This is a genomic window from Agromyces seonyuensis, assembly GCF_009789225.1.
Lineage (GTDB): Bacteria > Actinomycetota > Actinomycetes > Actinomycetales > Microbacteriaceae > Agromyces > Agromyces seonyuensis.
Map to the genome: position 1 here is coordinate 45576 of NZ_WSTA01000001.1, position 26108 is coordinate 71683.

24 protein-coding genes are annotated in these 26108 nt (G+C 73.6%); 13 read left to right on the forward strand and 11 right to left on the reverse strand.

Annotation, left to right across the window (positions count from 1 at the left end; translation table 11 throughout):
- Positions 1-2: 2 nt before the first annotated feature.
- The 5 genes from GB864_RS00190 to GB864_RS00210 all read right to left on the reverse strand — a co-directional run bounded on the left by GB864_RS00190 (position 3) and on the right by GB864_RS00210 (position 7817).
- Entirely contained in the window at positions 3-1355 is a 1353-nt protein-coding gene (locus GB864_RS00190; protein WP_160422258.1) for an extracellular solute-binding protein, read from the reverse strand.
- A gap of 106 nt (positions 1356-1461) precedes the next feature.
- Positions 1462-2673 (reverse strand): ROK family transcriptional regulator, encoded by a 1212-nt coding sequence (locus GB864_RS00195; RefSeq protein WP_160422259.1) that lies wholly within the window; start codon positions 2671-2673, stop codon positions 1462-1464.
- Positions 2674-2774: 101 nt separating this feature from the next.
- Positions 2775-4421 (reverse strand): GMC family oxidoreductase, encoded by a 1647-nt coding sequence (locus GB864_RS00200; protein WP_336603822.1) that lies wholly within the window; start codon positions 4419-4421, stop codon positions 2775-2777.
- A complete protein-coding gene (locus GB864_RS00205; protein WP_160422260.1) occupies positions 4418-6010 on the reverse strand; it encodes an AMP-binding protein in 1593 nt (530 codons plus the stop codon). The genes GB864_RS00200 and GB864_RS00205 overlap by 4 nt, the downstream gene beginning before the upstream one ends.
- A gap of 49 nt (positions 6011-6059) precedes the next feature.
- Positions 6060-7817, reverse strand: coding sequence for an aldehyde dehydrogenase family protein (locus tag GB864_RS00210; RefSeq protein WP_160422261.1), 1758 nt, complete (start codon positions 7815-7817; stop codon positions 6060-6062).
- A 133-nt stretch (positions 7818-7950) separates the two neighbouring features.
- Between GB864_RS00210 and GB864_RS00215 the strand changes: the two genes are divergently transcribed.
- Both GB864_RS00215 and GB864_RS00220 read left to right on the forward strand, forming a co-directional pair.
- Positions 7951-9192, forward strand: a complete 1242-nt coding sequence (locus GB864_RS00215; protein ID WP_160422262.1) for a PucR family transcriptional regulator — start codon at positions 7951-7953, stop codon at positions 9190-9192.
- A 176-nt stretch (positions 9193-9368) separates the two neighbouring features.
- Complete coding sequence (locus GB864_RS00220) at positions 9369-10262, forward strand: DUF4349 domain-containing protein (RefSeq protein ID WP_160422263.1); 894 nt, start codon at positions 9369-9371, stop codon at positions 10260-10262.
- A gap of 182 nt (positions 10263-10444) precedes the next feature.
- Here GB864_RS00220 and GB864_RS00225 read toward each other — a convergent pair whose 3' ends face one another.
- Positions 10445-10849 carry a VOC family protein gene (locus GB864_RS00225; protein WP_160422264.1) on the reverse strand — a complete coding sequence of 135 codons (405 nt, stop codon included), beginning with the start codon at positions 10847-10849 and terminating at the stop codon, positions 10445-10447.
- A gap of 106 nt (positions 10850-10955) precedes the next feature.
- Here GB864_RS00225 and GB864_RS00230 point away from each other — a divergent pair, with 106 nt between their 5' ends.
- The 4 genes from GB864_RS00230 (at position 10956) to GB864_RS00245 (ending at position 14369) form a co-directional block, all read left to right on the forward strand.
- Positions 10956-11192, forward strand: a complete 237-nt coding sequence (locus tag GB864_RS00230; protein WP_160422265.1) for a hypothetical protein — start codon at positions 10956-10958, stop codon at positions 11190-11192.
- A gap of 118 nt (positions 11193-11310) precedes the next feature.
- Positions 11311-12261, forward strand: coding sequence for an alpha/beta fold hydrolase (locus tag GB864_RS00235; RefSeq protein ID WP_336603826.1), 951 nt, complete (start codon positions 11311-11313; stop codon positions 12259-12261).
- Between the two features lie 44 nt (positions 12262-12305).
- Complete coding sequence (locus tag GB864_RS00240) at positions 12306-12974, forward strand: class I SAM-dependent methyltransferase (protein ID WP_160422266.1); 669 nt, start codon at positions 12306-12308, stop codon at positions 12972-12974.
- 159 nt (positions 12975-13133) lie between these two features.
- A complete protein-coding gene (locus GB864_RS00245; protein ID WP_160422267.1) occupies positions 13134-14369 on the forward strand; it encodes a glycoside hydrolase family 3 protein in 1236 nt (411 codons plus the stop codon).
- A gap of 18 nt (positions 14370-14387) precedes the next feature.
- Here the strand turns inward: GB864_RS00245 and GB864_RS00250 are convergent, their stop codons facing one another.
- Both GB864_RS00250 and GB864_RS00255 read right to left on the reverse strand, forming a co-directional pair.
- A complete protein-coding gene (locus GB864_RS00250; protein WP_160422268.1) occupies positions 14388-15035 on the reverse strand; it encodes a hypothetical protein in 648 nt (215 codons plus the stop codon).
- A 55-nt stretch (positions 15036-15090) separates the two neighbouring features.
- Positions 15091-16404: a YibE/F family protein gene (locus tag GB864_RS00255; protein WP_160422269.1), complete on the reverse strand. Its 1314-nt coding sequence runs from the start codon at positions 16402-16404 to the stop codon at positions 15091-15093.
- 101 nt (positions 16405-16505) lie between these two features.
- Between GB864_RS00255 and GB864_RS00260 the strand changes: the two genes are divergently transcribed.
- The gene (locus GB864_RS00260; RefSeq protein ID WP_160422270.1) at positions 16506-16850 is read left to right on the forward strand and encodes a DUF2200 domain-containing protein; all 345 of its coding nucleotides are present in this window, start codon (positions 16506-16508) and stop codon (positions 16848-16850) included.
- A gap of 39 nt (positions 16851-16889) precedes the next feature.
- On the opposite strand, the gene GB864_RS00265 is transcribed toward GB864_RS00260, so the two are convergent.
- A complete protein-coding gene (locus GB864_RS00265) occupies positions 16890-18497 on the reverse strand; it encodes an ABC-F family ATP-binding cassette domain-containing protein (RefSeq protein ID WP_160422271.1) in 1608 nt (535 codons plus the stop codon).
- Between the two features lie 319 nt (positions 18498-18816).
- Positions 18817-19995, reverse strand: a complete 1179-nt coding sequence (locus GB864_RS00270) for an aminotransferase class I/II-fold pyridoxal phosphate-dependent enzyme (RefSeq protein ID WP_160422272.1) — start codon at positions 19993-19995, stop codon at positions 18817-18819.
- A gap of 70 nt (positions 19996-20065) precedes the next feature.
- Between GB864_RS00270 and GB864_RS00275 the strand changes: the two genes are divergently transcribed.
- Genes GB864_RS00275 through GB864_RS00285 form a run of 3 tightly spaced genes read left to right on the forward strand, consistent with a single transcriptional unit; the run spans position 20066 to position 22586 of the window.
- Positions 20066-20425, forward strand: coding sequence for a hypothetical protein (locus GB864_RS00275; RefSeq protein ID WP_160422273.1), 360 nt, complete (start codon positions 20066-20068; stop codon positions 20423-20425).
- Positions 20426-20472: 47 nt separating this feature from the next.
- Positions 20473-21189 (forward strand): NAD(P)H-hydrate epimerase, encoded by a 717-nt coding sequence (locus GB864_RS00280; RefSeq protein ID WP_160422274.1) that lies wholly within the window; start codon positions 20473-20475, stop codon positions 21187-21189.
- Between the two features lie 50 nt (positions 21190-21239).
- Positions 21240-22586 carry a hemolysin family protein gene (locus tag GB864_RS00285; RefSeq protein ID WP_160422275.1) on the forward strand — a complete coding sequence of 449 codons (1347 nt, stop codon included), beginning with the start codon at positions 21240-21242 and terminating at the stop codon, positions 22584-22586.
- 33 nt (positions 22587-22619) lie between these two features.
- Here the strand turns inward: GB864_RS00285 and GB864_RS00290 are convergent, their stop codons facing one another.
- Positions 22620-23861, reverse strand: a complete 1242-nt coding sequence (locus GB864_RS00290; RefSeq protein WP_202106873.1) for an MFS transporter — start codon at positions 23859-23861, stop codon at positions 22620-22622.
- A gap of 58 nt (positions 23862-23919) precedes the next feature.
- Between GB864_RS00290 and GB864_RS00295 the strand changes: the two genes are divergently transcribed.
- From GB864_RS00295 to GB864_RS00305, 3 genes are all read left to right on the forward strand, one after another.
- On the forward strand, positions 23920-24633 hold the full coding sequence (locus GB864_RS00295; RefSeq protein ID WP_160422276.1) for a GntR family transcriptional regulator: 714 nt from the start codon (positions 23920-23922) through the stop codon (positions 24631-24633).
- 71 nt (positions 24634-24704) lie between these two features.
- A complete protein-coding gene (locus tag GB864_RS00300; RefSeq protein WP_160422277.1) occupies positions 24705-25292 on the forward strand; it encodes a GXWXG domain-containing protein in 588 nt (195 codons plus the stop codon).
- Positions 25289-26101 carry an SDR family NAD(P)-dependent oxidoreductase gene (locus GB864_RS00305; protein WP_160422278.1) on the forward strand — a complete coding sequence of 271 codons (813 nt, stop codon included), beginning with the start codon at positions 25289-25291 and terminating at the stop codon, positions 26099-26101. Before GB864_RS00300 ends, GB864_RS00305 begins: the two co-directional genes overlap by 4 nt.
- Positions 26102-26108 lie beyond the last annotated feature (7 nt).

A 26108-nucleotide genomic window follows, 5' to 3' on the forward strand; every position in this document is an offset into this window, starting at 1 on the left:
GATCAGCCTGCCTGCGTGTTTTCCTCGCCGACGATGCCGACGAGCGCCTCATCGTACTGCGCCTGCGCGTCCTCGGGCGCCGCCTGGCCGGTGAAGACCGACTCGGTCGCGACAGGGATGTTCGAGGAGATCTGCGAGTAGTCGGGCGTGGCAGGGCGGAAGTGCGTGTACGGCACGAGCGAGGAGAAGAACTCGAACGACGGGTTGTAGTCGAGGTACTCCTGGTTCTCGGCGACGTCGCTGCGCACGGCGATCTGGCCGGCTTCCTGGTGGTACTGGAGGGCGTTCTCCGGCGTCAGCGCCGCGGCGATGAAGTCGAACGCGGCGTCGGGGTCGGCGGCGTTGGCGCCGAGGGCGAGGGTCCAACCGCCGGACATCGAGGTGAAGCCGTCGCCGCCGCCGTCCTGGGTCGGCATGGCCGCGAAGCCCATGGTGTCCTGCCACTCGGGCCACTCGTTCTCGCCGGAGATCCACTGGCTGGGCAGCCAGGAGCCGTCGAGGGCGATGGCGAGCCCGCCCTGCGGAAGCAGCTCGGTGCTGACCTTCGAGCCCCAACCGGCGTCGAGCGCCTGGGCGGGGTCCGGGCCGAGCTCTTCGTCGGCGAGGGTCTGGTAGAACGCGAGCGAGTCGAGGAAGCCCTTCGAGCCGGTCACCCACTTGTTGGTGTCGGTGTCGAGGAGCTGGTCGTCGGTGCCGTAGAGCAGCATCTCGAAGCCCTGCATCGAGGTAGCCTCGCCGAGCGCGTTGGACGCGTAGGCGTTGAAGGGGATGACGTCGGGGTCGCTCGCCTTGATGGTGCGCGCCGCGTCGAGGATGTCGTCCCAGCTCTCGGGAGCCCAGTCGGTCGGCAGGCCGGCGGCTTCGAAGATCTGCTTGTTGTAGTACAGGCCACGGGTGTCGGTGCCGAGGGAGATGCCGTAGGTCTTGCCGTCGTCGCCGAGGCCGGCCTGCTTGGCGCCGTCGTCGTAGAGGTCCCAGCCGTCCCAGTCGGTGAGGTAGTCGTCGATGGGCTGGAGGTAGCCGGCGCCGGCGTCGGAGCGGATCTGGAAGGTGTCCTCGTAGATGACGTCGGGCGCCGTGTCGGGCGAGCCGTTCATGAGGGCGAGTTTGGTGAAGTACTGGTCCTGCTCGGCCTCGATCGGGATGAGCTCGACCGTCCGGTCGGTGTACTCGGCCTCGTACTCCTTCTTGACCTGCTGCATGAGCTCGTCCATCGCCGTGAAGGAGGACGTCTTCTGGTACGCGACTTTGATGGTGCCGTCGTCGCTGCCCGAGTCGCCCGTGCTGCACCCGGTGAGGCCGAGGGCGAGCGAGGCGACGCCGATCAGGCCGAGCGTCGTCAGTGATCTCTTCATTCGCAGCTCCTTTGCTGTGGTTCGCGCGGTGGGCGCCGCGCCTCCCCTTTTCTAAATCAAATGGATTTAAAGGTCAAGAGATTGGCTCGAAACGATCCGAACGGGATCAGCGAGGCGTGATCATCAGGCCGGCCGGACGCGCCGTGAAGGCGCTGTCGAGCACCAGGCAGGCCGCGCCCATCGCGGTCACGTCGGTGTGCAGCCGCGTGTCGAGCAGGGTGATCCCGCGCGTCGTCGTGAGTTCCGTGCTGTCCGCTAGGGATCGCACGAGGTGCGGCTCGAGGGCCGGTGCGATCCGGCTCCACATGGGGCCGCCGATGACGACGACGTCCGCGTCGAGGAGGTTGTTCATCAGCACCATCGCCCGCGCGAGGGCGGCCGCGGTGCGCTCGAAGACGGCCGCGATCGCCGTGTCCCCGGCGACCGCCGACTGGGCGAGGCGGCCCAGCGCGCTCCGCCACTCGGCCGGATTCGTCGCGCCGGGCAGACCGGCGTCCGCCATGATGCGCTCGGGCGCGACCGCGACGCCGAGGCAGCCGTGCTGGCCGCAGTGGCACAGCGGTCCGCCGGGTTCGACGACGAGGTGGGCGACGTCGCCCGCGTTGCCGGTGCGACCGCGCACCGGGGTCGCGTCCACGGCGAGACCGACGCCGACGCCGGCGCCGTAGTAGAAGAACATCGCTTCGCTGAGCTGCTGCGACCCATCGACCCAGAGTTCGCCCACCATGGCCGCGACGACGTCCTTCTCGACCATCACGGCGAGCGACGTCGCCTCCTGGAGACCGTCGCGCAGCGGCACGTTGTGCCACGCGGGCAGCAGGGGCGGCTCGAGCATCGCGCCGCGCTCCGCGTCGATCGGCCCCGGCACCGCGACGCCGATGCCGAGCACCAGATCCCGACGCACGCCGGCGCGGTCGAGCAATTCGTTCACCCGCGCCGCGAGTTCCGCGAGCATCCGATCGGGGGCGGCGCCCGGTCGCGGGGCGTGCTCCGCGTGCGCGACGACCGACCCGCCCATGTCCACGAGCACGACGGTGTCGACGGCCGGGTCGAGGTGGATGCCGACGGCGTAGCGCGCTTGCGGGTTCAGCTGGAGCGGCGTGGGCGGTTTGCCTTTGCCGGAGACGACCGGCGCCCCCTCGACGACCATGCCCTCGTCGACGAGCTTGCGGGCGACGTTGCTGAGCGTCTGGGCGGACAGGCCCGTGCGCTCGGCCAGTTCGCTCCGGCTGAGGCCAGCGGAGGATCGCCGGATCAGGTCGAGCACGAGCGTCTGGTTGTACGTGCCGACCGCGGGCAGGTTGGAACCGCGTCTCATCGTGCTCCGACCGTACGCCATGGCGCCGCCGCGATCGGCGAGGACGCGGTCCGCCTCGCCGTGATCCGGTGCGGGCCGGCGCATGGCCGGCCCGCACCGGGTCACCGGGCCTCGACCGCGGCGGTCCGCTTCGCGCCGACGCCGAGCAGCAGGTCGGCGGCCTTCTCGCCGATGACGATCGCGGGGGCGTTCGTGTGCCCGCGGATGATCGTCGGCATGATCGACGCGTCGGCGACGCGGAGCCCGGTCACGCCACGCACCCGCAGCGCTTCGTCGACCACGGACCCGGCGTCCGAGCCCATGCGGGCCGTGCCGACCGGGTGGTAGAGCGTGTGCGCGTGGTCGACGAGCGCACGCTCGTCGCGCTCCGCGCGCGTCAGCGCCTCGCCGCCGGCCGGCTGCACGAACGCACCCGTCGTCGCGGCACGGAGCGAAGGCGTGACGAGCAGCTCCTCGCACAGTCCGAGCCCGGCGAGGAGTGCGGCGCGGTCCTTGCCCTCGGGGTCGCTCAGGTAGCGCGGGTCGATGATCGGCTTCTCGAGCGGATCGGCGCTCGCGAGCGAGATCGAGCCGGTGCTCTCGGGCTGCACCAGGATCGCACCGAGGGTCAGCGCGTGCCCGTCGTGCGCGATGAGCCCTTCGCCGATGAAGGCGACCGGCGCGAAGATGAGCTCGACGTCCGGCACGTCGATCGAGGGGTCGGACGAGATGAACCCGTAGGCCTCGCCGACGTTGGAGGTCAGCATCCCGCGCTTGCGCGCGAGGTACTGCACGAGCTCGCCCGGCTTCTCCGCGACGAAGAGGGTGTCGTCCTTCGCTTCGACGGCGAGCACCGCCATGAGGTGGTCGCGCAGGTTCTTGCCGACCTCGGGGCTGTGGGCGACCACGGGGATGCCGAGGGCGTCGAGCTTTTCGCGGTCGCCGATGCCGGAGAGCAGGAGGAGCTGCGGCGTGTTCACGGCGCCGCCGGAGAGCACGACCTCGCGCCGGGCGCGGGCGGTCTTCGTCACCCCGCCCTGCACGTACTCCACGCCGACGGCCTGAGTGCCCTGGAAGCGCACCCGGGTCGCCTGGGCTCCCGTGACGACCGTGAGGTTCGGCCGCTTCCGCGCCGGCTTGAGGTAGGCGTCGGCGGCGCTGAAGCGCGAGCCGTTCTCCTGGCTGAGCGTCGTGCGGCTGAAGCCGCGCTGGTCCCGCCCGTTCGCCGGGACGACGCGCTGGCCGGCCTCCGCGGCCGCCTGCAGGTACGTCGCGGTGTGCGAGCGGGGGCTGCGCGGTTCGTTGACGTGCACCGCGCCGCCGCGGCCGGTCTCGTCCTCGTTGTCGCGCACGACGTCGGCGGCGACGTGCTCGACGCGCTGGAAGTAGGGGCGCAGTCCCGCCCACGACCAGTCCGCACCGGCCGCCTCGCCCCAGGCGTCGTAGTCCTCGGGGAAGCCGCGCACCCACATCATCGCGTTGATCGACGAGCTGCCGCCGAGCACCTTGCCGCGGGGCCAGAAGACGCGACGTCCGCCGAGGTGCTCCTGCGGTTCGGTGTCGTAGTCCCAGTCGACCTCGGAGCGGAAGAGCTTCGAGAACGCGGCCGGGATGCGGATCTCCGTCTTGGAGTCCTTGGGGCCGGCCTCGAGCAGCAGCACGCTGACGGACGGGTCGGCGCTCAGCCGGCCCGCGAGCGCAGCGCCCGCCGAGCCGGCGCCGACGATGACGTAGTCGTGGGGCGCCAGCGCCCGATCCGCGCGGCTCACGCGCTGACCGCCTCGGCGGCGCGGAGGTCCTTGCGGAGGATCTTGCCGCTCGCGGACTTCGGGACGACGTCGAGGAACGCGACCTGTCGGACCTTCTTGTACGGAGCGACGTGCTCGGCGACGAAGGCCATGACGTCGGCTTCCGAGAGCTCGGCGCCCGCCTGCAGCACGACGAAGGCCTTCGGCACTTCCTCGCCCTCGGCGTCGCGTCCGGCGATGACGGCGGCGTCCGCGATGCCGGGGTGGGTGAGCAGCAGCGCCTCGAGCTCGGCCGGCGCGACCTGGTAGCCCTTGTACTTGATGAGCTCCTTGAGCCGGTCGATGACGGTGACGTAGCCCTCGGCGCTCACCGTGGCGATGTCGCCCGTGTGCAGCCAGCCGTCGGCGTCGATCGTCTCGGCAGTGGCCCCCGGGTTGCCGAGGTAGCCGACCATGACGTTCGGCCCCATGACGAGCAGTTCGCCGGGGGCGCTCACGCCGGAGTCCGGGTAGTCGATCTCCGCGCCGGTCTCGGGGTCGACGAGTTTGCAGACGACGTTCGGGATGGTCACGCCGACGCTCGAGAGCGGGATGCCGGTCGCGGCGAACGGGATGATCTGCGCGACGGGGCTGAGCTCGGTCATCCCGTAGCCCTGCAGCATGACGCAGTCGAGGCGGCGGCCGACGGCGGCGCCGAGCTCGCCGTCGAGCGGCGCCGCGCCCGAGAGGATCGCCCGGACGCTCGAGAGGTCGTACTGGTCGACGAGCGGATGCTTCGCGAGCGCGACCGCGATGGGCGGCGCGATGAAGAGGTACGTGCAGCGCTCGTCCTGCGTGATGCGGAGGAACTCGGTCAGGTCGAAGCGCGGCATCGTGACGAGGGTCGCGCGGCGCAGCATCGCGAGGTTCAGCAGCACCGTCATCCCGTAGATGTGGAAGAAGGGCAGCACGGCGAGCAGCTTGTCCTCGCGCTGGACGTCGAGGTGGTCGACGACCTGCACGACGTTCGCGACGAGGTTGCGGTGCGTGAGCATGACGCCCTTGGGCCGGCCGGTCGTCCCCGACGAGTAGGGCAGCACCGCGAGGTGCGTCGACGGGTCGATCTCGACCGTGGGAGCCGGATGCGACTCGCCGAGCAGGTCGCGGAGCGAGGCGTAGCCGTCGGCGCCGTCGAGGACGACGATCTGCTCGCCGTCGAGGCCGACGCCGCTCGCGCCCTCGAGGGCGGCCGGCAGCAGCGGCGAGACGGTGAACAGGAAGCGGGCATCGGCGTCCTGGAGCTGGCGGGCGATGTCCGAACCGGTGGCGAGCGCGGCGACAGTCGTGACGGTCGCGCCGGCACGGAGGATGCCGTGGAAGACCGCCACGAAGGCCGGCACGTTGGGCGAGTGCAGGGCGACGACGTCGCCGGGGCGGATGCCTCGGGCGGCGAGGGCGCCGGCGACCAGGTCGATCTGGGCGCGCAGCGCGCCGTAGGTCGTCGCGGCGCCGGACGCGCCGTCGACGACGGCGGTGCGCTCGAGGTCGTCGTCGGCGAGGCCGGCGAAGAGGAGGTCGTAGAGGCTGACGTCGGGGATCTCGACGTCGGGAAGGGGGCTCGTGAAGGGCATGGGTCGTCTCCTTTGACGGGTGTTCGTTGGGACTCTCGGACTGCAGGGATCAGGCGCGGAACGCCGCGGCGAACACCGCGGGCATCTTCAGCCAGCCGGGCTTCGCGGCGAAGCCGGCGAGGCGGCGGCCGGTCGTGGCCGCGCTGCGCGCCGTGACGAACCACGGCGGCTTCGGGAACAGGGCGAACTCGCCGCCGGCGAAGGAGCGCGGGAACGGACGGAACGGGCCGGTCACGACGGTGCGTTCGGTGGCGTCGAGCAGCAGCGCGTTGTGCACGACGCCGCGGCCGCTCTGGATGTCGTCGAGGGTGTGCCCCGGGAATGCCCCCCACGGCGCCGTCGCCGTGAGATAGCCGACGCCCGTCCAGGCGTTGATGCCGATCGTGCCGTAGCGCAGTTCGGCGATCGCCTCCCGGAACCCCGGGCCCATCGACCGCTTCGTGCGCGGGTCGATGACGACGTTGGCGCCGAGGGTGCCGACGAGGTCGCGATTGGATGCCTCGATCGCGGTGTCGAGGAACGTCCGGCCCGTGCCGGGCAGTTCGACGACGCCGAGCACGGGAGCGAAGTACTCGGTGCGCTGCAGCGGTGCGGCATCACCGCCGGCGCCGACCTCGACGAGCACGCGGCAGCCGTCCGGGCCGAGGCGGGCGGCATCCGGGTAGGCGACGAGGGCCGACGCGGCCCGCGCGTTGCTGCCGGGGTACCACGCCGGTCGGGCAGGCGCCCGGTCGACGGCGGAGCGCAGCTCGGCGAGGAACGCGTCCTTGAGCTTCCAGTCGGAGCTGAGGATGACGACCTGCCCGGCGATGCAGTTGTAGCCGCCGTTGTGCAGGCGCATCGTCGCGACGTGCTCGGCCTGGAATCGCAGGTCCGCCGCCGACCAGTCGCCCGGCACCACGATGATGGGGGAGACCCCGCCGAGCTCGCTCGTGATCGGCTTGTCGAGCACCGGCGCGTTCGCCGCCTTCCGGGCGCGACCCTCGGCGCCGGAGCCGTAGACGATGGCGTCGTGGGTGATCGCGCTGCCGGTGATGTGCACGTGGGCGACCCGCGGGTGCTGCACGAGGTAGGCGCCGGCCTCGGCGCCGCCGCGCACGATGCGCAGCACGCCGGCGTCGATGAGCGGCGCGAGGGCCTTCGTGAAGACCCCGGCCATCCCGTCCATCGTCGGGTTGAGCTTCAGCAGCACGACCCGGTTGCGGGCGACGAGTTCGTATGCGACGTCGAGCGGCGCGATCGAGGTGATGTTGCCCGCGCCGAGCACGAGGGCGATGCCGCCGGTGCGGCTCGGGTGGTGCTGCGCGAGCCCGGCCCGCGAGCGGGCGGTGGACGCGGCCGTGCCGGGCGTCAGCCACACCTCGGCGCCGAAGCCGTGCAGCAGGATCGACTCGTACGCGTTGTGCGGGAGCACCTGCACCGTCGTGCGGCGCCCCGGCGCGGTGCCGAACTTCGCGCCATCGAGCGGGCTGGCGCCCTTCGCGAGCGCGTCGAGCGAGTGCGCGAGCTGGCCGAAGCCGGTCAGCGCCGGGTACGGTCCCGAGATCCACTCCTCGCCGACGAGCGGGGAGTCCGGGGCGAGTCCCTTGAGATCGGCGGCGGTCTCGGCCCATTCGGTCGCATTCGCCGCGATCGTCGCGTGCGTGCGCGCGAGGAGGGCGGCGCGGGCGTGCAGCGGCATCGCGGCCCAGCGGCGCTCGCCGGCTGCGAGGGCGTCGAGGCAGCCGTCGAGGGCGACCTGCTCGGAGCGGGGGAACTCTGCCCGGTCCGCGGCGGCGGACGGCGAGTCGGCGGTGACGAGGGTCATGGATCTCCTTTGATCGTGCAAGGAGTCTGCGTGATCGTCGATCGCGCCCCTATGGGCGGGCGCCCCGGATTCGCCCGGCGAGATTGTGCTGGCGCACAATGCGGCCGGGGAGCACTCGTGTAGCCTTCCCCGCATGACGATCCACGACGACGTGGTCGCGGCGCCGACCGAGCCGCGTCCGTCCACCGCCGGCCTCTTCCGCGGACTGCTGGTCTCGGTCGACCGGCTCGCCGACCGCGTGGTCGCGCAGATCCTCGCCGGCGAGCACGCCTACGTCGAGGCCGCCATCCCCGAGGGCGCCCTGCGCCGCATCGTCGCCGTCAACATCGCGGCGCTGCTGCGCAGCATGAGCGGCGACGGCGTCGCACTCGAACCCGCTCGCGACGCCGGCCGCCTCAAAGCCGAGTACGGCATCCCGCTGGCGAGCCTGCTGCACGCCTACCGGCTCGCGGGCCTCGCGCTCTGGGACGAGATGGTCGCGAGCGCCGCCGCCGAGCACCGCTCCGAGGAACTGCTCCGCGCCTCCTCCGACGTGTGGGGCATCATCGACCGCTTCTCCGGCGTCGCCGCCGATGCGTACCGCGAGGTCACCGACGAGCGCGCTCGCCGCGATCAGCACTCGAGGAGCATCCTGCTGCTCGCGCTGCTCGACGCCGACACCCCGACCCGCGAGGCGGCGGGCATCCTGCGCACCCTCGGCCTCGCCGAGCGCGGCCTCTTCGTCGTCGTGACCGCCGAGCTCGACGGGTCCGGCGCCGACCCGCTGCCCGGCATCGAGGAGAAGCTGCGGCGGCGCGGCCTCGGCTCGTCGTGGTCGACGTGGAGCGCCGAAGAGGTCGGGGTCGTCGCGTGCCGCACCGCCGCCGAGGCCGCCGCCGTGTTCGAGGCGGTCTCGGCCGTCGCGACGACCCGTGCCGGCGTCTCGACCGCCGTTCCGGCGATCGCCGGGGCAGCCGCGGCGCTCGGCGAAGCCCGTCTCGCGCTCGAGTGCCTGCCGCGCGGGGCCGCCGGCGCCCACCGCTACGGCTCGGCGCCCCTGGACGCCCTGCTCGTCGCCGACCCCCGCCGCGCCGACGAACTGCGGAGCCGTGTGCTCGGCGGCCTCGACGCATCCCCGGATGCCGCCCTGCTGCTCGACACGCTCGAGGTGTGGTTCCAGGCGAACGGCTCGACCTCCGAAGCGGCACTCGTGCTGCACTGCCACCGCAACACCGTCGGCCACCGGCTCCACCGCATCGAGGAGCTCACGGGCCGTTCGGTGGCCCGGCACTCCGACGCGGCGGAGCTCTACGCGGCACTGCGTGCCGCGCGCCTCGGCTGGGGCGCGTCGGTGCAGGAGGCCGCCCGCACGGCGGCGTCGAGCCTGGCGTCCTAGCCCGCCGATGGCCGCTGCGGGCGGCGGCGGCCAGGCGTCGCCGACGCCCCGTGTGTGCGCACGCCGCCGCATCTTGCAGGCCGTCCGCGGATCGGAACCGAACCGGCATGCGATCGTGACGGGACCGCGACTCCCGCGGTATTCCGGGCCGCACGGGCCAGCCCTAGCCTGACCGCATGACCTCGCGCATCGTTCCCACGGCCGTCGCCGCAGTGCTCCTCCTCGGACTCCTGAGCGGCTGCTCGGCGAGCGGCGCCTCGGATGCGGTGGGGCCGGAGGCCGGCGGATACGCCGAGTCCGGTGCCTCCGCGGGCTCCGCCGGCCTTCCCGCCGAGGCCGTCGGCTCCGACGAGTCCGAGGGCGCCCCCGTCGCCGACCGCAGCGTCGTCACCACGGGCCGGGCCTCGGTGACGGTCGAGGATCCGATCGCGGGCGCGGAGACCGCGGTCGGGATCGTGACGGAAGCCGGCGGGCGCGTCGAGTCCCGCCGGGAGACGCCCGGCACGGACTCGCGCGACGCGTACGCCGAACTCGTGCTCCGCATCCCGGCCGACGCGTTCGAGGCGACGCTGACCGAGCTCCGAGCGCTCGGGTCGGTGAACGACCTCTCGCTGGACGCCGCCGACGTCACCGCGCAGCGCGCCGACCTCGGCGCCCGAGTCGACGCGCTCCAGGCGTCCGTCGACCGGCTCACCGCGCTGCTCGGCCAGGCCGGCACGACGCGCGACCTCATCGAGATCGAAGCCGAGATCACGACGCGCCAGGCCGAGCTCGACAGCCTCGCGCGGCAGCGCGACGTGCTCGTCGACCAGGTCGAGTACTCCTCGCTCGCCCTCGAACTCGTGACGGTCGAGGCGGCCCCCGTCGCAGCCGCCGCCACCTTCCTCGACGGGCTCGCGGGCGGGTGGGCCGCACTGCTCGCGTTCGGCGGCGCGCTCGCCGTGGCGTTCGGCGCGATGCTGCCGTGGCTCGTCGTGGCGGGCATCCTCGCCGGCATCGTCCTCGCGGTGATCCGGGCGACGAAGGCGGCCCGGGCCGCGCGGGCGGCCAAAGCGGAGCAGGGCGCCTGAGCCGGCTCAGACGAACGGGTCGACGAGGGCCGTGTAGCCGCACGTCAGGCACGTGAGGGTGAGCGTGAGGTCGTTGCCGTCGGCCACGAGCACCCCGCCGTCGAGCACGTCGCCGCACCTCGGACACGGGTCCGGGCTGCGGAAGCGGGGCTCGTCTCCCTCGTCGACCTCCACGACGGAGCTCAGTCGGACTCGCGCGGCGGGTTGTGCATGAACTCGAGCCGGATGCCGTTGTCGTCCTCGACGAACGAGGCGTAGTAGCGCTCGTTGAACCGCGGGTAGACCTTCGGCTCGCGCACGGCCGACCAGCCGGCGGCGATCGCGATGCCGTGGAGGGGGTCGACGTCGGCGCGGGAGCCGACCGCGAACGCGAGGTGCTGCCAGCCGACCCGACCGTGGCGGTGCGGTGCGGTGCCGGCCTCGCGCGCCGGGAAGAGGATGAGCTGCGATTCGTCGCCCGCATCCCAGGCGACCGAGTTCTCCGCGTCCTCGCGGGTGTAGCCGAGCGCGCTGAGCACGGGATCGAACTGCGCGATGCCGCGGGGAAGGTCGTCGACGGTGATGCCGAGGTGGTCGAGCAGGGCCATGGGCACAGCGTAGCCAGCGCGTCCGACACGGCGGGCGCCCGCCCTCTTCCGGCCGTGGGCGCGCAGTGCGAGCATGGGTGCAGGAAGCGAACGAAGGGGGACGGTCATGGGCGACTCGGACGAGGAGATCGATTTCACGATCGAAGAGGTCGTCGTGGATGCCGACGAGATCGAGGGGGAGTACACGCAGACCGGCGACGAGGCCGGCGTGCTCCGCGGCGTCGAGGGCCAGTACACCGAGACCGAGGGCGTCGGCCCCGACGAGGCCGTCGAGGGCTCGTACACGGGCGAGCAGGTCGATTCGCGGGCGCCGCAAGGGGAGTACACCGACGCCGACGAGTAGCGCGCTGCCGGGGCCGCTGCCGCGTGGCACCACGCGTCAGCGGCTCGGGCGCGTACGCACCGAGGATGGCGTCGGCCTCGCCTACGCGGAGGTCGGGCGGGGGCGGGCGCTCTTGTCCGTGTCCGGATGGCTCAGCCACCTGGAAACCGGTTGGTCGATCCCCGAGGAGCGCGCGTTCCAGCTCGCGCTCGGCGAGGGATGCCGCTCGGTGCGCTACGACCGCGCCGGTTGCGGGCTCTCCGACCCGTTGCCCGATCCGCCGTCGATTGACGGAGAGCTGCGCCAGCTCGACGCGCTCGCCGGGCTGCTCGGGCCCGAGCCGTTCGATCTCTTCGGCTCCTCGCTCGGGGCGCCGGTCGCGGTCGCGTGGGCGGCGGAGCATCCGGAGCGGGTCCGCCGGCTCGTCCTCTCCGGCGGCTGGGTCCGCGGCGGCGACCTCGCGCCGCCCGACGTCCGCGAGCACCTCCTCGGGCTCGTCGGGGCGCACTGGGGGCTCGGCGCCGACGTGCTCACCGACGTCTTCGCCCCGGATGCCTCCGCCGCGCTGCGCGCGCGGGTCGGCCGCTACCAGCGCGACAGTTCGGATGCCGACACCGCGGTCGGGCTCCTCGCGCTCGGCTACCGCCTCGACGTGTCCGACGTCCTCGGCCGGGTGCGGGCTCCGACGCTCGTCGTGCACCGCGAGCACGACCGCGCGGCGCCGCTCTCCGGGGGCGTCGCGCTCGCCGCGGGCATCCTGGACGCCGAGCTCGTCGTCCTGCCCGGCCGCTCGCACCTGCCCTTCGTCGGCGACACCGCTGCGCTGCTCGCGCCGATCCGCCGTTTCCTCGGGCTGCGCGCGCCGGTGCGCGACGCGCTCGGCCTGACGAGCCGCCAGCGGGAGGTCGCCGCCCTCGTCGGCGCGGGCTGCACGAACCGCGAGATCGGCCTGCGGCTCGGCATCGCCGAACGGTCGGCGGAAGGGCACGTCGAACGCATCCGCGATCGGCTCGGGTTCCGCACCCGCAGCGAGATCGCCGCCTGGTACGCCGCCGAGACCGACTCCACGGCGAGCGGCCAGGTGGGGTGATTCCACCCGTGCGGCCGCCGCCACCTCCCGGGAGCGTGGCACGCATGATCACGACCACGTACCCGCCGCCGCCGCCCGGCCGCTTCCGTCCCCATCCCATCCGCGGACGCGCGAACGCCGCGTTCTTCCACGCCCTCGCACCCGTGCTCGAACGCAGCCTCGGCCCGCGCAAGCGCCGGGTCTACGCGGACCTGCCGAGCGACCTGGTCGAGATCGGGCCCGGCGCCGGAGCGAACCTGCGGCACGTCCCGCCGGGCACGACGCTCATCGCGTTGGAACCCAACCCGCACATGCACCCCGCGCTGCGCGCCGCCGCCCGCCGCCGGGGCGTGCGCCTCCGATTGCACGCCGTCGGCGCCGAGCGCACCGGCCTGTCGGACGGGAGCGCGGACGCCGTGATCTCCTCCCTCGTGCTGTGCTCCGTCGCCGACCCGGCGGCCGCGCTCGCCGAGATCCGCCGCATCCTCCGCCCCGGCGGCACGTTCCGCTTCGTCGAGCACGTCGCCGCCCCGCCCGGCACCGCGACCCGCGCCCTCCAGCGCGCGCTCCGCCGCCCCTGGGCGTGGGCCTTCGAAGGATGCTCGTGCGAACGCGATCTCGAGGGGCTGCTGCGGCAGGCCGGATTCGTGCTCGACGACCTGGAGCGCTACCGGATCCGGACCCCGTTCGTCACGTTCAACACCCAGATCGCCGGCATCGCCCGGGTCGCCTGAGCAACGGGCCGCCCCGGCCGCCCGGAGTCCATCACGGCCGGCGCTGCCCAGGTCGCCGCGGGACGCCCCCGGGGATACCACGGGGGCGGCCCCGGGGCGGTCACGGGACCGCACCCGTCGGGCCGGGGGCTGCCGACCCTCGCCGGTAGCGTGGACCGCATGCTGCACCGACGGGTCCGACCGCTCACTCCGACGCACGTCCCGGTCCGGCGCCGCGCACGGGGCATCCGTCTCGTGGGCGCCTCGGCGCTCGTCCTCGCGCTCGCCGGGTGCGCGGCGGCGGCCCCCGAGCCCACCGCTTCGCCGATCGCGACGCGCACTCCGACGCCGACCCCGACGCCCACCCCGGAGCCGACCTGCGCGGAGCGCCTCGTCGCCGCCATGAGCCTCGACGAGCAGGCGGGACAGCTCGTCATGGTGGGCGCGAACGCGGGGCATCCGGTCGACGCGCTCGACGGCGTCGTGACCCAGCACCACCTCGGCGGCGCGGTGCTGCTCGGCGGTTGGCACGACGGGGCGGCACCGGTGCGGGGGCTCGCCGACCACCTGCAGTCCCTCGTCCCGGACGGCGGGCCCGGCATCCTCCTCGCCGCCGACCAGGAGGGCGGGCAGATCCAGCAGTTGCAGGGCGACGGGTTCAGCGACATCCCCTCGGCGCTCGAGCAGGGCGCCCTCGACCCGGCGACCCTCACCGCCGACGCGGCCGTCTGGGCGGGCGAGCTGGTGGACGCGGGCATCGGCCTCAACCTCGCGCCCGTCGCCGACACGGTGCCGGCCGAACTCGGCGCGGCCAACGCGCCGATCGGCGCCTACGACCGCGAGTACGGCCACGACCCCGCCGTCGTCGCACCGCACGTGTCGGCGTTCGTCGCCGGGATGACGCAGGGCGGCGTCGCCTCGACGCTCAAGCACTTCCCGGGTCTCGGCCGGGTGACCGGCAATACCGACGTCACCTCCCAGGGCATCACCGACGCGCAGACGAACGCGTCCGACCCGTACCTCGATCCGTTCGCGGCCGGCATCCGGGCCGGTGCGCCCGTCGTCATGGTGAGCTCCGCGGACTACCCGCAGCTCGACCCCGCGAATCAGGCGGTCTTCTCGCCCGCGATCATCACCGATCTGCTGCGCGGGAGCCTCGGATTCGAGGGCGTCGTCATCAGCGACGATCTCGGTGCGGCGGCCTCGGTCGCGTCGGTGCCGATCGCCGAGCGGGCGACGGCGTTCGTGGGCGCCGGCGGCGACATCCTCCTCTCCGCGAGCGCGGACACGGCCGGCCAGTTCCAGCAGGACCTCGTCGCGGCCGCCGCCGACCCGGTGTTCGCGGCGAAGGTTCAGGCCGCCGCAGAACGGGTGCTCGCACTCAAGGTCGAGGCGGGCCTGGCGTCCTGCGGCTGAGGATCCGGACCGGACCGCTCAGGCGCGGACGGCGATCGGGCGGCTCACGCCGGCCAGGATCCTCGGCAGCGTGTGCGTCGTGAACGGCGAGGCGGGGAAGTCGCGTTCGTCGCCGCCGGCGAGCGCCCAGGCCTCGAACGATCGCTCGTAGGCGAGGGTGATGACCCGCGCCGCCAGGAGCGGCTCCCACACGAACTCGCGCCCGATGCGCGTGAAGACGCCGACGAGCGCCTCGAGGATGGCGGGCGCGTAGCCGCGCTCGGTGTCGAGGAGGGCGTCGGGGCGGCTCCCGTCGCGCGCCATCAGGGCGGCGGCCCGTTCGCGGCTGCGGATCGTCAGCGTCGCCCAGTCCATGGGCCACGCCTCGGCGAGGGCCCGGGCGGCGCTCTGGAGGTCGAGGGCCTCGTCGCCGGATGCCTCGACGCCGCCGGCCGCGCCCTGGAGCCGTTCGGCGCACTCGTCGAGGATCTGCTGGTTCACGGCGCGGATGAGGTCGTCGTCGGTGGGGAAGAGCCCGCGGAACGCCCGCACCGAGATGTCGGTCTGCCGGCACAGTTCGTCGACGAGGCGCTCGGTGGCGACGTCGGCGAGGGGCAGCAGCGCCCGGGCGAGGCGCGCGATGCGCGCGCGCATCCGGTTGCGGGTGTCGGCTTCCTTGGGGTGCATGTTTCTCCGCTCGCTTCCGTGACGCCCCGGAGTCCTCCGGAGGCGGCCGGGAGGTTCAATACTCGGGCAGGTGGCGGAACTCGTCGCTCGAGCGCGTCGGGGCGCTGCTGCGTCGTCGAGGCCCGGGGGCCGGTTCGGGGTCCGGGTCGGGCGCGGGCGGCTCGTCGACGCCCGCACCGGCGACGACGAGCGTGCCGAGGGCGGTCGTGATCGGCATCGCGAGCACGAGGGCGAGGCCGCCGACGAGGGCGCGGACGATCTCGGCGGCGACGTCTTCGGAGGTGATGAAGTCGGCGGCCGTGCCGCCGTAGAGCTGCACCGCGACGATGAGCACGAGGGCCGTGCCGAGATAGGCGAAGACGAGCGTGTAGACGGTCGAGGCGACGTGGTCGCGGCCGATCCGCATGGCGCTGCGGAAGAGCTCCCACCGGGTCATGGTCGCCGAGGCCGCCCGGAGCTCCCAGAGGGCCGACGCCTGGGTGACGGTGACGTCGTTGAGGGTGCCGAGCCCGGCGAGGATCACGGAGGCCACGACGAGCTGCTGGATGTGGATCCACGGCACGTTGAAGAGCAGCAGGCCCGCGGCCTCGTCGCCGAGCCCGCCGAGTCGCGACCCGATGACGCCGTACCAGGCGAACACGGTCGACAGGCCGACGCCGATGAGCGCGCCGGCGAGCGCGACGGAGGTGCGCATCGAGATGCCGTGCGTGACGTAGAGCATGACGATGAGGATGACCGTGGATGCGGCGAGGGTGACGAGGATCGGCGGTTGGCCGCTGAGCAGCGCCGGGATGAGATAGCCGAGCACGACGAGTCCGGCGAACCCGAGGCTGATGAGCGCGAGGACGCCCCGGCGCCACGCCACGAGCACGACGGCGACGACGAAGAGGATCGTCAGCCACAGCATCGAGCCCCCGCGATCGGCCCGGTAGAACGAGATCGCCTCGGCCTCGTCGCTCTGCTGCACGGCGGTCGCGTCGAAGAGGAGCACCCGGTCGCCCGGCGACAGTCCGGTCGCCGCGACGGACGGCGCGAGCGTGATGGGCACGGTCGAGCCCGCGTTCGGCCCGTCGAGCACCTCGACCTGGGACGGGCCGCACTCGACCGCCTCGGTCTCGGTCTCCGCGCCCGTGCAGGCGGGCTGCACCTCGACGAGTTCGCCGTGCACGACTTCGAGGCCCTCGACGGCGAACGGCACGAGGCCGCGCACCTCGTCGACGCGGTCGGAGTCCGGCCACCACGCGACGATCCCCGCGACCGCGGCGATGCCGCAGAGGGCGATGAGCCCGAGGATGAGGACCTTCGGCCAGCCCTGCACCCGCAGTCTCGTCGGGGAACCGCCGTGCGCGTGCGAGTGAGCGTCGACCATGCCTCCAGCGTAGGAGGCCGGGAGCCGCCCCGGTGCGCGCCGCGGAACGGGCCGTCCGCCCTCACGGCTGCGGTCAGGCGCGGCGAACTAGGCTGAGCGCCATGGCCCACCGGATCTTCGCACTGCCCTTCGCGAACCTCTACCCGCTCTACGAGGCGAAGCTCGAGCGCAAGGGCCGCACGACCGCGGAACTCGACGAGGTCATCGAGTGGCTCACCGGGTTCGACGAGGACGACCTCCGCCGCCTCATTCAGGACGGCACGACCCTGGAGGCGTTCTTCGCCGAGGCCGAGCTCAACCCCAACGCGGGCCTCATCACCGGGGTGATCTGCGGCATCCGCGTCGAGGAGATCGAGGACCCCCTCATGCAGCAGATCCGCTACCTCGACAAGCTCGTCGACGAGCTCGCCCGCGGCAAGGCCATGGCGAAGGTCCTGCGCGCCTGAGCCCGCACCGGCGACGGCACGGGCCCAGGCGCCGCGGGCTCACTCCCGCAGGGGCCGTCCCTCGCGCATCCGCCCGCCGGCATCCAGTTCGATGACGGTGTCGATGCCGAGCCGCGCGAGGAAGCGCTCGTCGTGGCTGACGACGAGGAGTGCGCCCCGGTAGGCGTCCAGCGCCTGCGCGAGCTGGTCGACGCTCGAGAGATCGAGGTTGTTCGTCGGCTCGTCGAGGACGAGCAGCTGCGCCGGCGGGGTCGCCAGCAGCAGCCGCGCGAGCACCACCCGGAACCGTTCGCCGCCCGAGAGCGAGCCGACGGGCCGGTCGGCCGTGTCGCCGCGCAGCAGCAGCCGCGCCAGCCGGTTCCGGATATCGCCCGGCGTCATCCCCGGTGCGGCCGACTGCACGTTGGCGATCGCGCTCGCCGTGTCGTCGAGGCCGTCCAGGCGCTGGGGCAGGTACCCGACGTGCTCCACGAGGAGCCGGCCGTGCGGACGTCCCGGTACCGGCGGGGCGCCCGCCAGCAGGCCCTCGATGAACGTCGACTTGCCGGCGCCGTTCGGCCCGACCAGGGCGACCCGCTCGGGGCCCTGCACGACGATCGTGCTGCCGTCGTCCTCGAACTCGGCGATGCGACGGCTCCGCGGCACGCCCGGGTCGGGCAGCACGAGGCTGATGCGCTCGTCGTCGCGGAGCCGGGCGTCGGCGGCGTCCACGGCGGACTGCGCCGCGGACACGCGATCGTCGAGCGTGGCGCGCAGCGACGCCGCCGACCCCTGCGCCTTGTTCGCGAGGTTGCCGGCGAAGATCTTCGGGATGCCGCCGTCCCGCTGCGCCTGCTTGGCGGTGCGCTCGCGTCGGGCGAGCTTCGTCTCCGCCTCGATGCGCTGCCGCTTCTCGGCCTTCAGGGTCTGCTGCGCGGAGCGCGCGGCCTGGGCGGCGGCGGCCTGCTCCTGCTCCTGGTGCGCCGCCCAGGCGCTGTAGGGGCCGCCGAACGTCTCGAGGCCGCCGCGGTAGAGCTCGGCCGTCTCGTCCATCCGTTCGAGCAGGTCGAGGTCGTGGCTGACGACGACGAGCGCCCCCGGCCAGTCGTCGACGAACTCGGCGAGCTTGGCGCGCGTCGGCCGGTCGAGGTTGTTCGTCGGCTCGTCGAGGAGGGTGATGGGCGTGCGGCCGAGCCGCAGCCCCGTGATGGCGATGAGCATCGCCTCCCCGCCGGAGACCTCGGCCACGCGCCGGTCGAGGTCCGCCGCCGAGAAGCCGAGGCGGTGCAGGGCCTCGTCGGCGCGCGACTCGACGTCCCACTCGTCGCCGATCGTGTCGAAGTGCGCCGCGTCGACGTCGCCCGACTCGACGGCCCGGATCGCCGCGAGGATCGCCTCGATGCCGAGCAGCCCGGCGATCGTCGTCTCCCGCGTGAGCGTGAGCGTCTGCGGGAGGTAGCCGACGTCGCCCGTCGTGTCGATGCGGCCGGACGTCGGCGCGAGGCGCCCGGCGATGAGTTTCAGGAGGGTCGACTTGCCGGCGCCGTTGCGGCCGATGAGGCCCGTGCGACCGGCGCCGAACGTGCCGTTCAGGCCGTCGAGGGCGAGGGCGCCGTCGGGCCACTCGAAGGTCAGGTCGTGGAGGGTGATCGCGGAACGCGGTGACATGGGGCATCGGTCTTTCGTCGGAACGTGCGGGAGGAGCACCGCGCTGCCCGGACGGGGAGCGGATCGGTGCGCAGTGCGCGGACGTGCCGGATCGAGCGCCTCCGGATGCCTCGACGCCGGGAACGGCGGAGGCGGTGAGGCTGATCGGGGGACGGACATCCACGGCGCAGGAGAGCCCTGCGCGGGTGGGCGGCCGCCGGCAGTCCGGCGGCTAGATCCTGTCGACCTCGATCTCCATGCGGGACAACCTAGCAGCCCTCGCCGAACATGGGCTGTGCATCGGCGTTCCCCGCGCCCTGGCGGAGTCCCGCCGAAGCGCTCAGCGCCTGAGCGACCCGACGAATGCGCCCAGGCGGTGCAGCCCCTCGCGCAGCTCGTCCCGGGACGCCGCATAGGAGAGCCGGACGTGCGTGTCGGCCGTGCCCTGCCCGAAGTCGCGCCCGGGGGTGAGGGCCACCCGCGCCTCCTCGAGGGCGCGCTCGCAGAACGTCCACGAGTCCAGCCCCGTGCCCGAGACGTCGAAGTAGACGTAGAACGCGCCGTCGGGGGACGCCGGCACCGGCAGGCCGAACTCCGCGAGCCCGTCGAGCGCGATCCCGCGCCGTGCCAGCAGTTCGAGACGCCGCTCCTCGCAGACCGCCAGGGACTCCGGCGTGAACGCGGCGAGCGCCGCGTGCTGCGCCGGCGTCGACGCGCACAGGAAGTAGTTCATCGCGAGACGCTCCACCGGCACGACGAGCGACTCCGGCAGGATCATCCACCCGAGCCGCCACCCCGTCATCCCGAAATACTTCGAGAAGCTCGAGATGACGATCGCCTCCGGATCCACCGTCAGCACCGACGGCGCGCTCACCCCGTCCGGCCGCGGATCGGCGAGCTCCAGGTAGATCTCGTCCACGATGCGCCACGCGCCCCGATCCCGGGCGAGCCCGCAGATCGCGGCGAGCTCGGCGAGCGGGATGCCCGTGCCCGTCGGATTCGCCGGAGACGCGAGCATCACCGCGTTCGTGCGGTCCGTCCACGCCCGCTGCACCGCCTCGACCTCGGGCTGGTAGCGCCCGTGCGCACTCGTCGGCACGTCCACCACCCGGCCGCCGAACGTCGCCACGAGCTGCCGATTGCACGGGTACGCGGGATCGGCGAGCAGCACGTCGTCGCCCACGTCGACCGTCGCCGCGAGCGCGAGCAGCAGCGCCGACGACGCCCCGTTCGTCACGAGCACGCGCGAGGGATCCACCTCCACGCCGTGGCGGTCCCGCGTGAACCCCGCGATCGCCGCACGCAGCGCGGGCAGCCCCATCGCCGGCGTGTACGGCAGCGGCCGCCCGTCCATGACCTCCCGCATCGCCGCCCGCACCGCCGGCGGCGCTCCGAAGTCCGGCTCGCCGAGGCTCAGCTTCGCCACCGGATGCCCCGCCGCCTCCAACTCGGAGGCGCGCCGGCCGATATCCATCGCGTGGAAGGGTTCGACGTCGGCGGCGCGCTGCGAGAGGTGCATGCACCCATCCTGCCCGCCGTCGGCCGGACCCGCGTTGCCCGGAGCCTTCCCCTCGGGTAGCGTCACCCGGATGTCGCACGAGGACTGGATCGAACACCGACGCACCGACCGGGAACTGCTCGGCTGGATCGTCCCCGCCGGCGAAGGCTTCCACGTCGTCGACCTCCTCGGCCGCACCCGTACCGACGCCCCCGTCGACTGGCTCGAGGCCGAAACCCTCCTCGACGGACTCGGCATCGGCTACCTCGCCGAGCGCTACCTCCTCGCGCTGCCCGACGGCGCCGTACGGCCCGTCCGCATCGGCGAGGCGAGCATGCAGGGCATCACCGTCGTCGCCGACGAGTACGGCGCCGCCTCCGCCGTCGGCGCCGACCCCGACCGCTACCGACTGCCGTTCCCCGCACCCGTCGAACTCGTCCCCGAACACTGACCCCGCGCCCGGTCCCGCCCGCGAGCGCGGGGGAGCAGGATGGGCCCATGCCCCGGGGATACACGAGCGCCGCGATCCGCGCGATCGAACGCGCCCACCTGGATGCCGGCGAACCCCTCATGCAACGCGCCGCCGCCGCGCTCGCCGACGAACTGCGCGCCCTCCTCGACGGGAGACCGGCCGATCGGCGCATCCTGCTCCTCGCCGGCGGCGGCGACAACGGCGGCGACGCCCTCTACGCCGGCGCCGCGCTCGCCGCGGACGGCGCCCGCGTCGAACTCCTGCGCACGTCCCCGCGCATCCACGAGGGCGGACTCGCCGCCGCGCTCGCCGCGGGCGTCGACGTCGCGGGGATCGGCGTCGACGACGATGCGGAGGCGGCCTCCGACGCCGCGGAGCGCGCCGCGTCCGCCGACCTCGTCGTCGACGGGCTCGTCGGGCTCGGGGCATCCGGGCCGCTGCGGGGCCGCACTCGTGCGGTCGTGCTCGCGGTCGCCGGCGCGCTCGACGCGTCGCCCGCGAGCGAGCGCCCCCTCGTCGTCGCCGTCGACCTGCCGAGCGGGCTCGACGCCGACACCGGCACGGTCGGGCGTGGCGAGGACGGCCGTTCCGCCGTGCTCCCGGCCGACGTCACGGTCACGATGCTCGCGATGAAGGCCGGATTCCTCCGCGAGCCCGGTCGCAGTCTCGCCGGACGCGTCCTCGTCGCCGACCTCGGGCTCGCCGCCGACTTCGACGCCCTGCCGCCCGACTCTCTCGCCTGAACCCCGCCCGCCGGAGGCCGACGGCGACGCGGCCTCGCTAGCATCCGAGCATGGACGGCGAACTCTGGCTGAACCTCGCGCTCATCGTGCTGTTCGTGCTGATCGGCGGCGTGTTCGCGGCGACCGAGATGGCGATCGTGTCCCTCCGGGAGACGCAGATCAGCCAGATCGAGGAGTCCGGGCCGTCGGGCGCGCGCATCGGGGCGCTCGTGCGCAACCCGAACGTGTTCCTCTCGAGCGTGCAGGTCGGCGTGACCGTCGCCGGGTTCCTCTCCTCGGCCTACGGGGCCTCGACGATCGCACCGCGCCTCTCGCCGGTGTTCGAGGGGTGGGGCTGGCCGACGGGCACCTCGGAGGCCGTCGCCCTCATCATCCTCACCTTCGTCATCGCCTACCTCTCGCTCGTCTTCGGCGAACTCGTGCCCAAGCGCCTCGCGATGCTCAACTCGGTCAGATTCACCAAGACGCTCGCGCCGCCGCTGCGCTGGTTCTCGGTCGTCATGCGCCCGGTGATCTGGTTGCTCTCGGTCTCGACCGACGGGGTGCTCCGCCTGTTCGGCCAGCGGCCGGGGGAGGGCGGCGACCAGGTCACGGCCGACGAGATCCGCGCCCTCATCGTCTCGACGCCGACCATCCAGGAGGAGGAGCGCACGATCCTCGCCGATGTGCTCGAGGCCGACGACCGCCGCCTCGGCGAGGTCATGCGCCCGCGCCCCGACGTCGACTTCGTCGCCGCCGACGAGACCGTGGACGCCGCCCTCCTGGAGTGCCTGCAGCGCCACTACTCGCGGTTCCCGGTCATGGGGGAGTCCATGGACGACGTCATCGGGTTCGTCCACGTGCGCGACCTCACGCGCGCCCACCTCGAGTCGCCCGGCACCGCCGTGCGCACGGTCACCCGGCCGATCCTCATGCTGCCCGCCTCGAACCGCGTGCTCGCCTCCCTCGCGCTCATGCGCGTCGAAGGCCACCAGATCGCCCTCGTGCTCGACGAGTTCGGCGGCACCGACGGGATCGTCACCCTCGAGGACCTGCTCGAGGAGCTCGTCGGGGAGATCTACGACGAGTACGACGTCGGCTTCGACCCCGAGGACGCGACCGCGCAGCTCGGCGGACGCTTCGAGGTCGACGGCGGACTGATCCTGCAGGAGTTCGAGTCCGTCACCGGGATGGCGCTGCCCGAGGGGCCGTACGAGACCGTGGCGGGCTTCATCGTCGATCGGCTCGGCCGCCTCGCGCGCGTCGGCGACCGCGTCGAGATCGGCGGATGGGTCCTCGACGTCATCGAGGCCGACCGCCTCCGGGTGCGGCGCGTCGCGGTCGAGCGGCCGAAGCCGGATGCCGACGTCGAGGCCGAGGCAGACGCGGGCGACTCGGGCGGGCGCCGTCGACGCTGACCCCGGCCGGCTCGGCCCATCGACGATCGGGCGTCAGTCCCGGTGCTCGTCGTGCCCCGGCACGAGGGGGAGCGCGGCCGCAGGTGCGATGGCCAGCAGGGCGAACGCCAGCGGGTAGCCGACGGCGGTGATCAGCACGCCGACGAGCGGCCCGACTGCCGAGGCGGCGACGAACTGGCCGGTGTTCTGGATGCCGAGCGCCTTGCCCGACCACGCGTGACCGGCGGCCTCGGCGACCGAGGTGAACGCGAGGCCGTTGTCGGCGACGGACGCGGTCGTCGCGATGACGAAGACGATCGCGCCGGCGACGGCCCAGTGCAGCTCCCCGACGAGCGCGGTGGCGAGCAGCAGCCCGACCACGGCGACGGCGACGAGGCGCAGCACCCGCACCCGGCTGCCGACGCGGTCGCTCAGCGCCCCGATGCCGATGCGGCCGAACGCGCCCACGAGCTGCGAGACCGCCACGACGGCGCCCGCCGCGCCCGCGCTGTAGCCGAGGTCGGTGATGAGCCACACGAGGCCGAACGTCGAGAGCGCGAACTGGGGCACGACGAGCAGCACCGACACGGCGTGGATGCGCTGGAGGAACCACTGGCCCCGATAGGGGTTCGCGGCGCGGGCGTCCCGCACCGCACCCGTCACGGTGTCGGCGAGCGGCCGGGCCGGCGGGCGGGGCGGGTTCCGGATGCCGAGGAAGCACGCGATCGCGAGGATGCCCGTGAGTGCGGCTGCGAGCCAGAACGGCGCGGCGATGCCGTGCAACTCGGCGAGGGAGGGCACCACGGCCGCGGCGAGCGCCACGCCGAGCGGCTGGCACATCTGCCGGATGCCCATCGCGAGGCCCCGGCGCTCCCGCGGGAACCAGCCGATCACGACGCGGCCGCTCGCGGAGTTCGTCGCGGCCGAGGCGGCGCCGCCGAGCACGAGCATCGCGACGAGGAGTCCGAAGACGTCGGCGGCGAGCGCGGTCGCGGCGGCGAACACCGCGGTGAGGGCGAGACCGCCCGCGATCACCGACCGTTCGCCGCGCCGGTCAGCGAGGGCGCCCCAGAGTACGAGCGTGGCGACCATGCCGACGGTCGGCGCGGCCGAGAGCAGACCGGCGAGTCCGAGCGGCACGCCCTGCTCGAGGTGGAGCTGGGGGATGAGGAACGCGGGCGTGGAGACGAGGAAGGTCGCGACGGCCTGTCCGGCGACGGCGAGCGCGAGCATCCGCCACGCTTTCGCCGGCGTGCGGACGGCGTTCGGCGCGTGCGCCGGCGTGGTCGTCGTCATGGTCCCGTCCGTTCGGTCGAAATGGGGTACCGTACTGGTATACCACCCGGGAGGCCCTATGTCCGACGCCGTCGCACCGTCGCAGACGCAGGAGTCCGGCGCCTATGCGCGTCTTCGCGCCGCGATCCTCGACTTCGGCCTCGCGCCCGGGGCCGCCGTGAGCGAGCGCGGGCTCGAGGTCGTCGCGGGCGCCTCGCGCACCCCGGTGCGGGCCGCGCTGCACCGGCTCGAGACCGAGGGGCTCGTGCGACGCGAGCCGCGCGGCTGGCGGATCGCCCCCATCGACCTCGATGAGCTCGGTGCGGTCATGGAGTACCGGGAGGCGATCGAGGTCGCCGTCGTCGCCCTCGCCGCCGAACGGGCCTCCGACGAGCAGCTCCAGGCCCTGCGTGAGCTCGCCGGGCACGAGGCGAGCGATCCCGACGCGGGGCTGCGGGAGGGCGGCGACTTCCACCTCGCGCTCGCACGGGCGGCCGGCAACCCGTTCCTCATCGTCGGACTCGGGGAGACGCTGACCCGGCTCTCCCGCACGCGACGGCTCGAGGCGGCGACCCCCGAATCGCGTGCCGGCGCCCAGGCCGAGCACCTCGCGATCGCCGAGGCCGTCGCCGCCCGCGATGCCGCACGCGCCCGCGACCTCGTCGTCGCCCACGGCCGCGGCACGCGAGACCGGCTGCTCGCGCTGCTCGCCGTCGAGCGCGGCGGCCTCGCCGGGGCGACGGGCGCAGTGTCGGGCGGGGGAGCGCGGGCCGCAGCAGAGCCGATCGGCTGAGTCCGGCCGCGCGCCTCGACAGGGCCGCCGCCGTGCCGGAGAATCGCCGCGGGGGAGGACGAGAGGACCCGATGACCAGTACCGGCCGGAACCCGAACGCCGTCGAGGCCGCGCGCGAACGCCGCGATCGCCTCGTCGAGCTCGAGCGCGGCACCTCGGTGCTCGCGGCCCTCGCGTTCTACGACGAGCTGCCCGCCGTCGCCGTCGGCGACCTGCTGGGCTCCTGGAAGGGCTCCGGGCTGCCGACCGGCAACCCGTTCGACGGGCTGCTCGAGGCCTACGGCTGGCACGGCAAGCGCTTCGAGTCCGCCGACGAGGTCCACCCGCTCGTCTTCGCGGACGCCCGAGGCCGCACGTATTCGGTCGACCCCGCCCGCATCCCGCTCGGCATCGCGATCCGGTTCCCGCGCTTCGCCCATCACCCGACCGTGGCCCGGGTCTTCCGCTGGCTGAAGCCGGTGCTCCGCACGCGGAAGCCCGGGGCGCGCGCCCGGCTCGTCGAGTACCGAGGCCGTGCGAGCGGCGCGATGCTCTACGACGCCCTGCCGATCGTCGATGCGTTCCGGCGGGTCGACGTCGACACCCTCGTCGGCGCCATGGATCTGCGCGGCCTCGACCAGCCGTTCCTGTTCGTGCTGCGGCGGGAGTCGGCCCGATGAGCCGCGCGACCGAGTCCGTGCGGCGCTCGGCCGTCGAGACCGCCGTCGTCACCGGCGCCGCGTCGGGGATCGGCGCCCGCCAGGTGGTGCGCCTGCGTGCGGCCGGCGTGCGCGTCGTCGCGGCCGACCGCGACCTCGCCGTCGAGACGAGGTTCGCGGGCGACCCCGGCGTCGTGCCGCTCGCCGGCGACGTGCGCGAGCCCGCCCATGCGGCGCAGCTCGTCGCGACCGCCGAGCAGGCGTTCGGCCCCGTCGAACTGCTCTTCCACTGCGCCGGCATCATGCCGGGCGGCCGCATCGCGGATTCGCCCGCCGAGCGCTTCCACGACGTCATGGACGTCAACTACGGCGGCATGGTCAACGTCACCAAGGCCGTGCTGCCGGGGATGCGCGAGCGCGGCGCCGGTCGCATCGTCGTGCTCGGCTCCCTCACGGGCTACCTGCCGACCCACGGGTTCGCGGCGTACTCGGCGAGCAAGGCGGCTGTGAACACCTACGTCGAGACGCTCGCCGCCGAGGAGCGGCCGAACGGCATCCGCGTGCTGCTGGCCGCGCCGAACGCCGTCAAGACCCCGCTGCTCGCGCAGGCGACCGGCGCGGCGAAGCTCATCACCGACCTCGCCGACCGGGAGTCGTCGCCGCTCATGCTGAGCGTCGACCGGGTGCTCGACGACATCGACCGCGCGCTCGAGCGCGGCCGAACGGTGGTCGTGCCGGGCGGTCGGGCGCTCTACGCGATGCGCCGGTTCTCTCCCTCGCTCACGTGGGCGCTCGAGACGCGCATCACGCAGGGGCGTCGCGGTCGCTGAACGCGGG

What these genes read in the sequence shown, in the direction of transcription:
- GB864_RS00265 (WP_160422271.1), bottom strand. Translation starts at nt 18,497, where the DNA reads ATGTCACCGCGTTCCGCGATCACCCTCCACGACCTGACCTTCGAGTGG.
- GB864_RS00255 (WP_160422269.1), bottom strand. Translation starts at nt 16,404, where the DNA reads ATGGTCGACGCTCACTCGCACGCGCACGGCGGTTCCCCGACGAGACTG.
- GB864_RS00195 (WP_160422259.1), bottom strand. Translation starts at nt 2,673, where the DNA reads ATGAGACGCGGTTCCAACCTGCCCGCGGTCGGCACGTACAACCAGACG.
- GB864_RS00250 (WP_160422268.1), bottom strand. Translation starts at nt 15,035, where the DNA reads ATGCACCCCAAGGAAGCCGACACCCGCAACCGGATGCGCGCGCGCATC.
- GB864_RS00260 (WP_160422270.1), top strand. Translation starts at nt 16,506, where the DNA reads ATGGCCCACCGGATCTTCGCACTGCCCTTCGCGAACCTCTACCCGCTC.
- GB864_RS00275 (WP_160422273.1), top strand. Translation starts at nt 20,066, where the DNA reads ATGTCGCACGAGGACTGGATCGAACACCGACGCACCGACCGGGAACTG.
- GB864_RS00215 (WP_160422262.1), top strand. Translation starts at nt 7,951, where the DNA reads ATGACGATCCACGACGACGTGGTCGCGGCGCCGACCGAGCCGCGTCCG.
- GB864_RS00280 (WP_160422274.1), top strand. Translation starts at nt 20,473, where the DNA reads ATGCCCCGGGGATACACGAGCGCCGCGATCCGCGCGATCGAACGCGCC.
- GB864_RS00285 (WP_160422275.1), top strand. Translation starts at nt 21,240, where the DNA reads ATGGACGGCGAACTCTGGCTGAACCTCGCGCTCATCGTGCTGTTCGTG.
- GB864_RS00205 (WP_160422260.1), bottom strand. Translation starts at nt 6,010, where the DNA reads ATGCCCTTCACGAGCCCCCTTCCCGACGTCGAGATCCCCGACGTCAGC.
- GB864_RS00295 (WP_160422276.1), top strand. Translation starts at nt 23,920, where the DNA reads ATGTCCGACGCCGTCGCACCGTCGCAGACGCAGGAGTCCGGCGCCTAT.
- GB864_RS00290 (WP_202106873.1), bottom strand. Translation starts at nt 23,861, where the DNA reads ATGACGACGACCACGCCGGCGCACGCGCCGAACGCCGTCCGCACGCCG.
- GB864_RS00220 (WP_160422263.1), top strand. Translation starts at nt 9,369, where the DNA reads ATGACCTCGCGCATCGTTCCCACGGCCGTCGCCGCAGTGCTCCTCCTC.
- GB864_RS00240 (WP_160422266.1), top strand. Translation starts at nt 12,306, where the DNA reads ATGATCACGACCACGTACCCGCCGCCGCCGCCCGGCCGCTTCCGTCCC.
- GB864_RS00210 (WP_160422261.1), bottom strand. Translation starts at nt 7,817, where the DNA reads ATGACCCTCGTCACCGCCGACTCGCCGTCCGCCGCCGCGGACCGGGCA.
- GB864_RS00230 (WP_160422265.1), top strand. Translation starts at nt 10,956, where the DNA reads ATGGGCGACTCGGACGAGGAGATCGATTTCACGATCGAAGAGGTCGTC.
- GB864_RS00300 (WP_160422277.1), top strand. Translation starts at nt 24,705, where the DNA reads ATGACCAGTACCGGCCGGAACCCGAACGCCGTCGAGGCCGCGCGCGAA.
- GB864_RS00190 (WP_160422258.1), bottom strand. Translation starts at nt 1,355, where the DNA reads ATGAAGAGATCACTGACGACGCTCGGCCTGATCGGCGTCGCCTCGCTC.
- GB864_RS00305 (WP_160422278.1), top strand. Translation starts at nt 25,289, where the DNA reads ATGAGCCGCGCGACCGAGTCCGTGCGGCGCTCGGCCGTCGAGACCGCC.
- GB864_RS00245 (WP_160422267.1), top strand. Translation starts at nt 13,134, where the DNA reads ATGCTGCACCGACGGGTCCGACCGCTCACTCCGACGCACGTCCCGGTC.
- GB864_RS00225 (WP_160422264.1), bottom strand. Translation starts at nt 10,849, where the DNA reads ATGGCCCTGCTCGACCACCTCGGCATCACCGTCGACGACCTTCCCCGC.
- GB864_RS00270 (WP_160422272.1), bottom strand. Translation starts at nt 19,995, where the DNA reads ATGCACCTCTCGCAGCGCGCCGCCGACGTCGAACCCTTCCACGCGATG.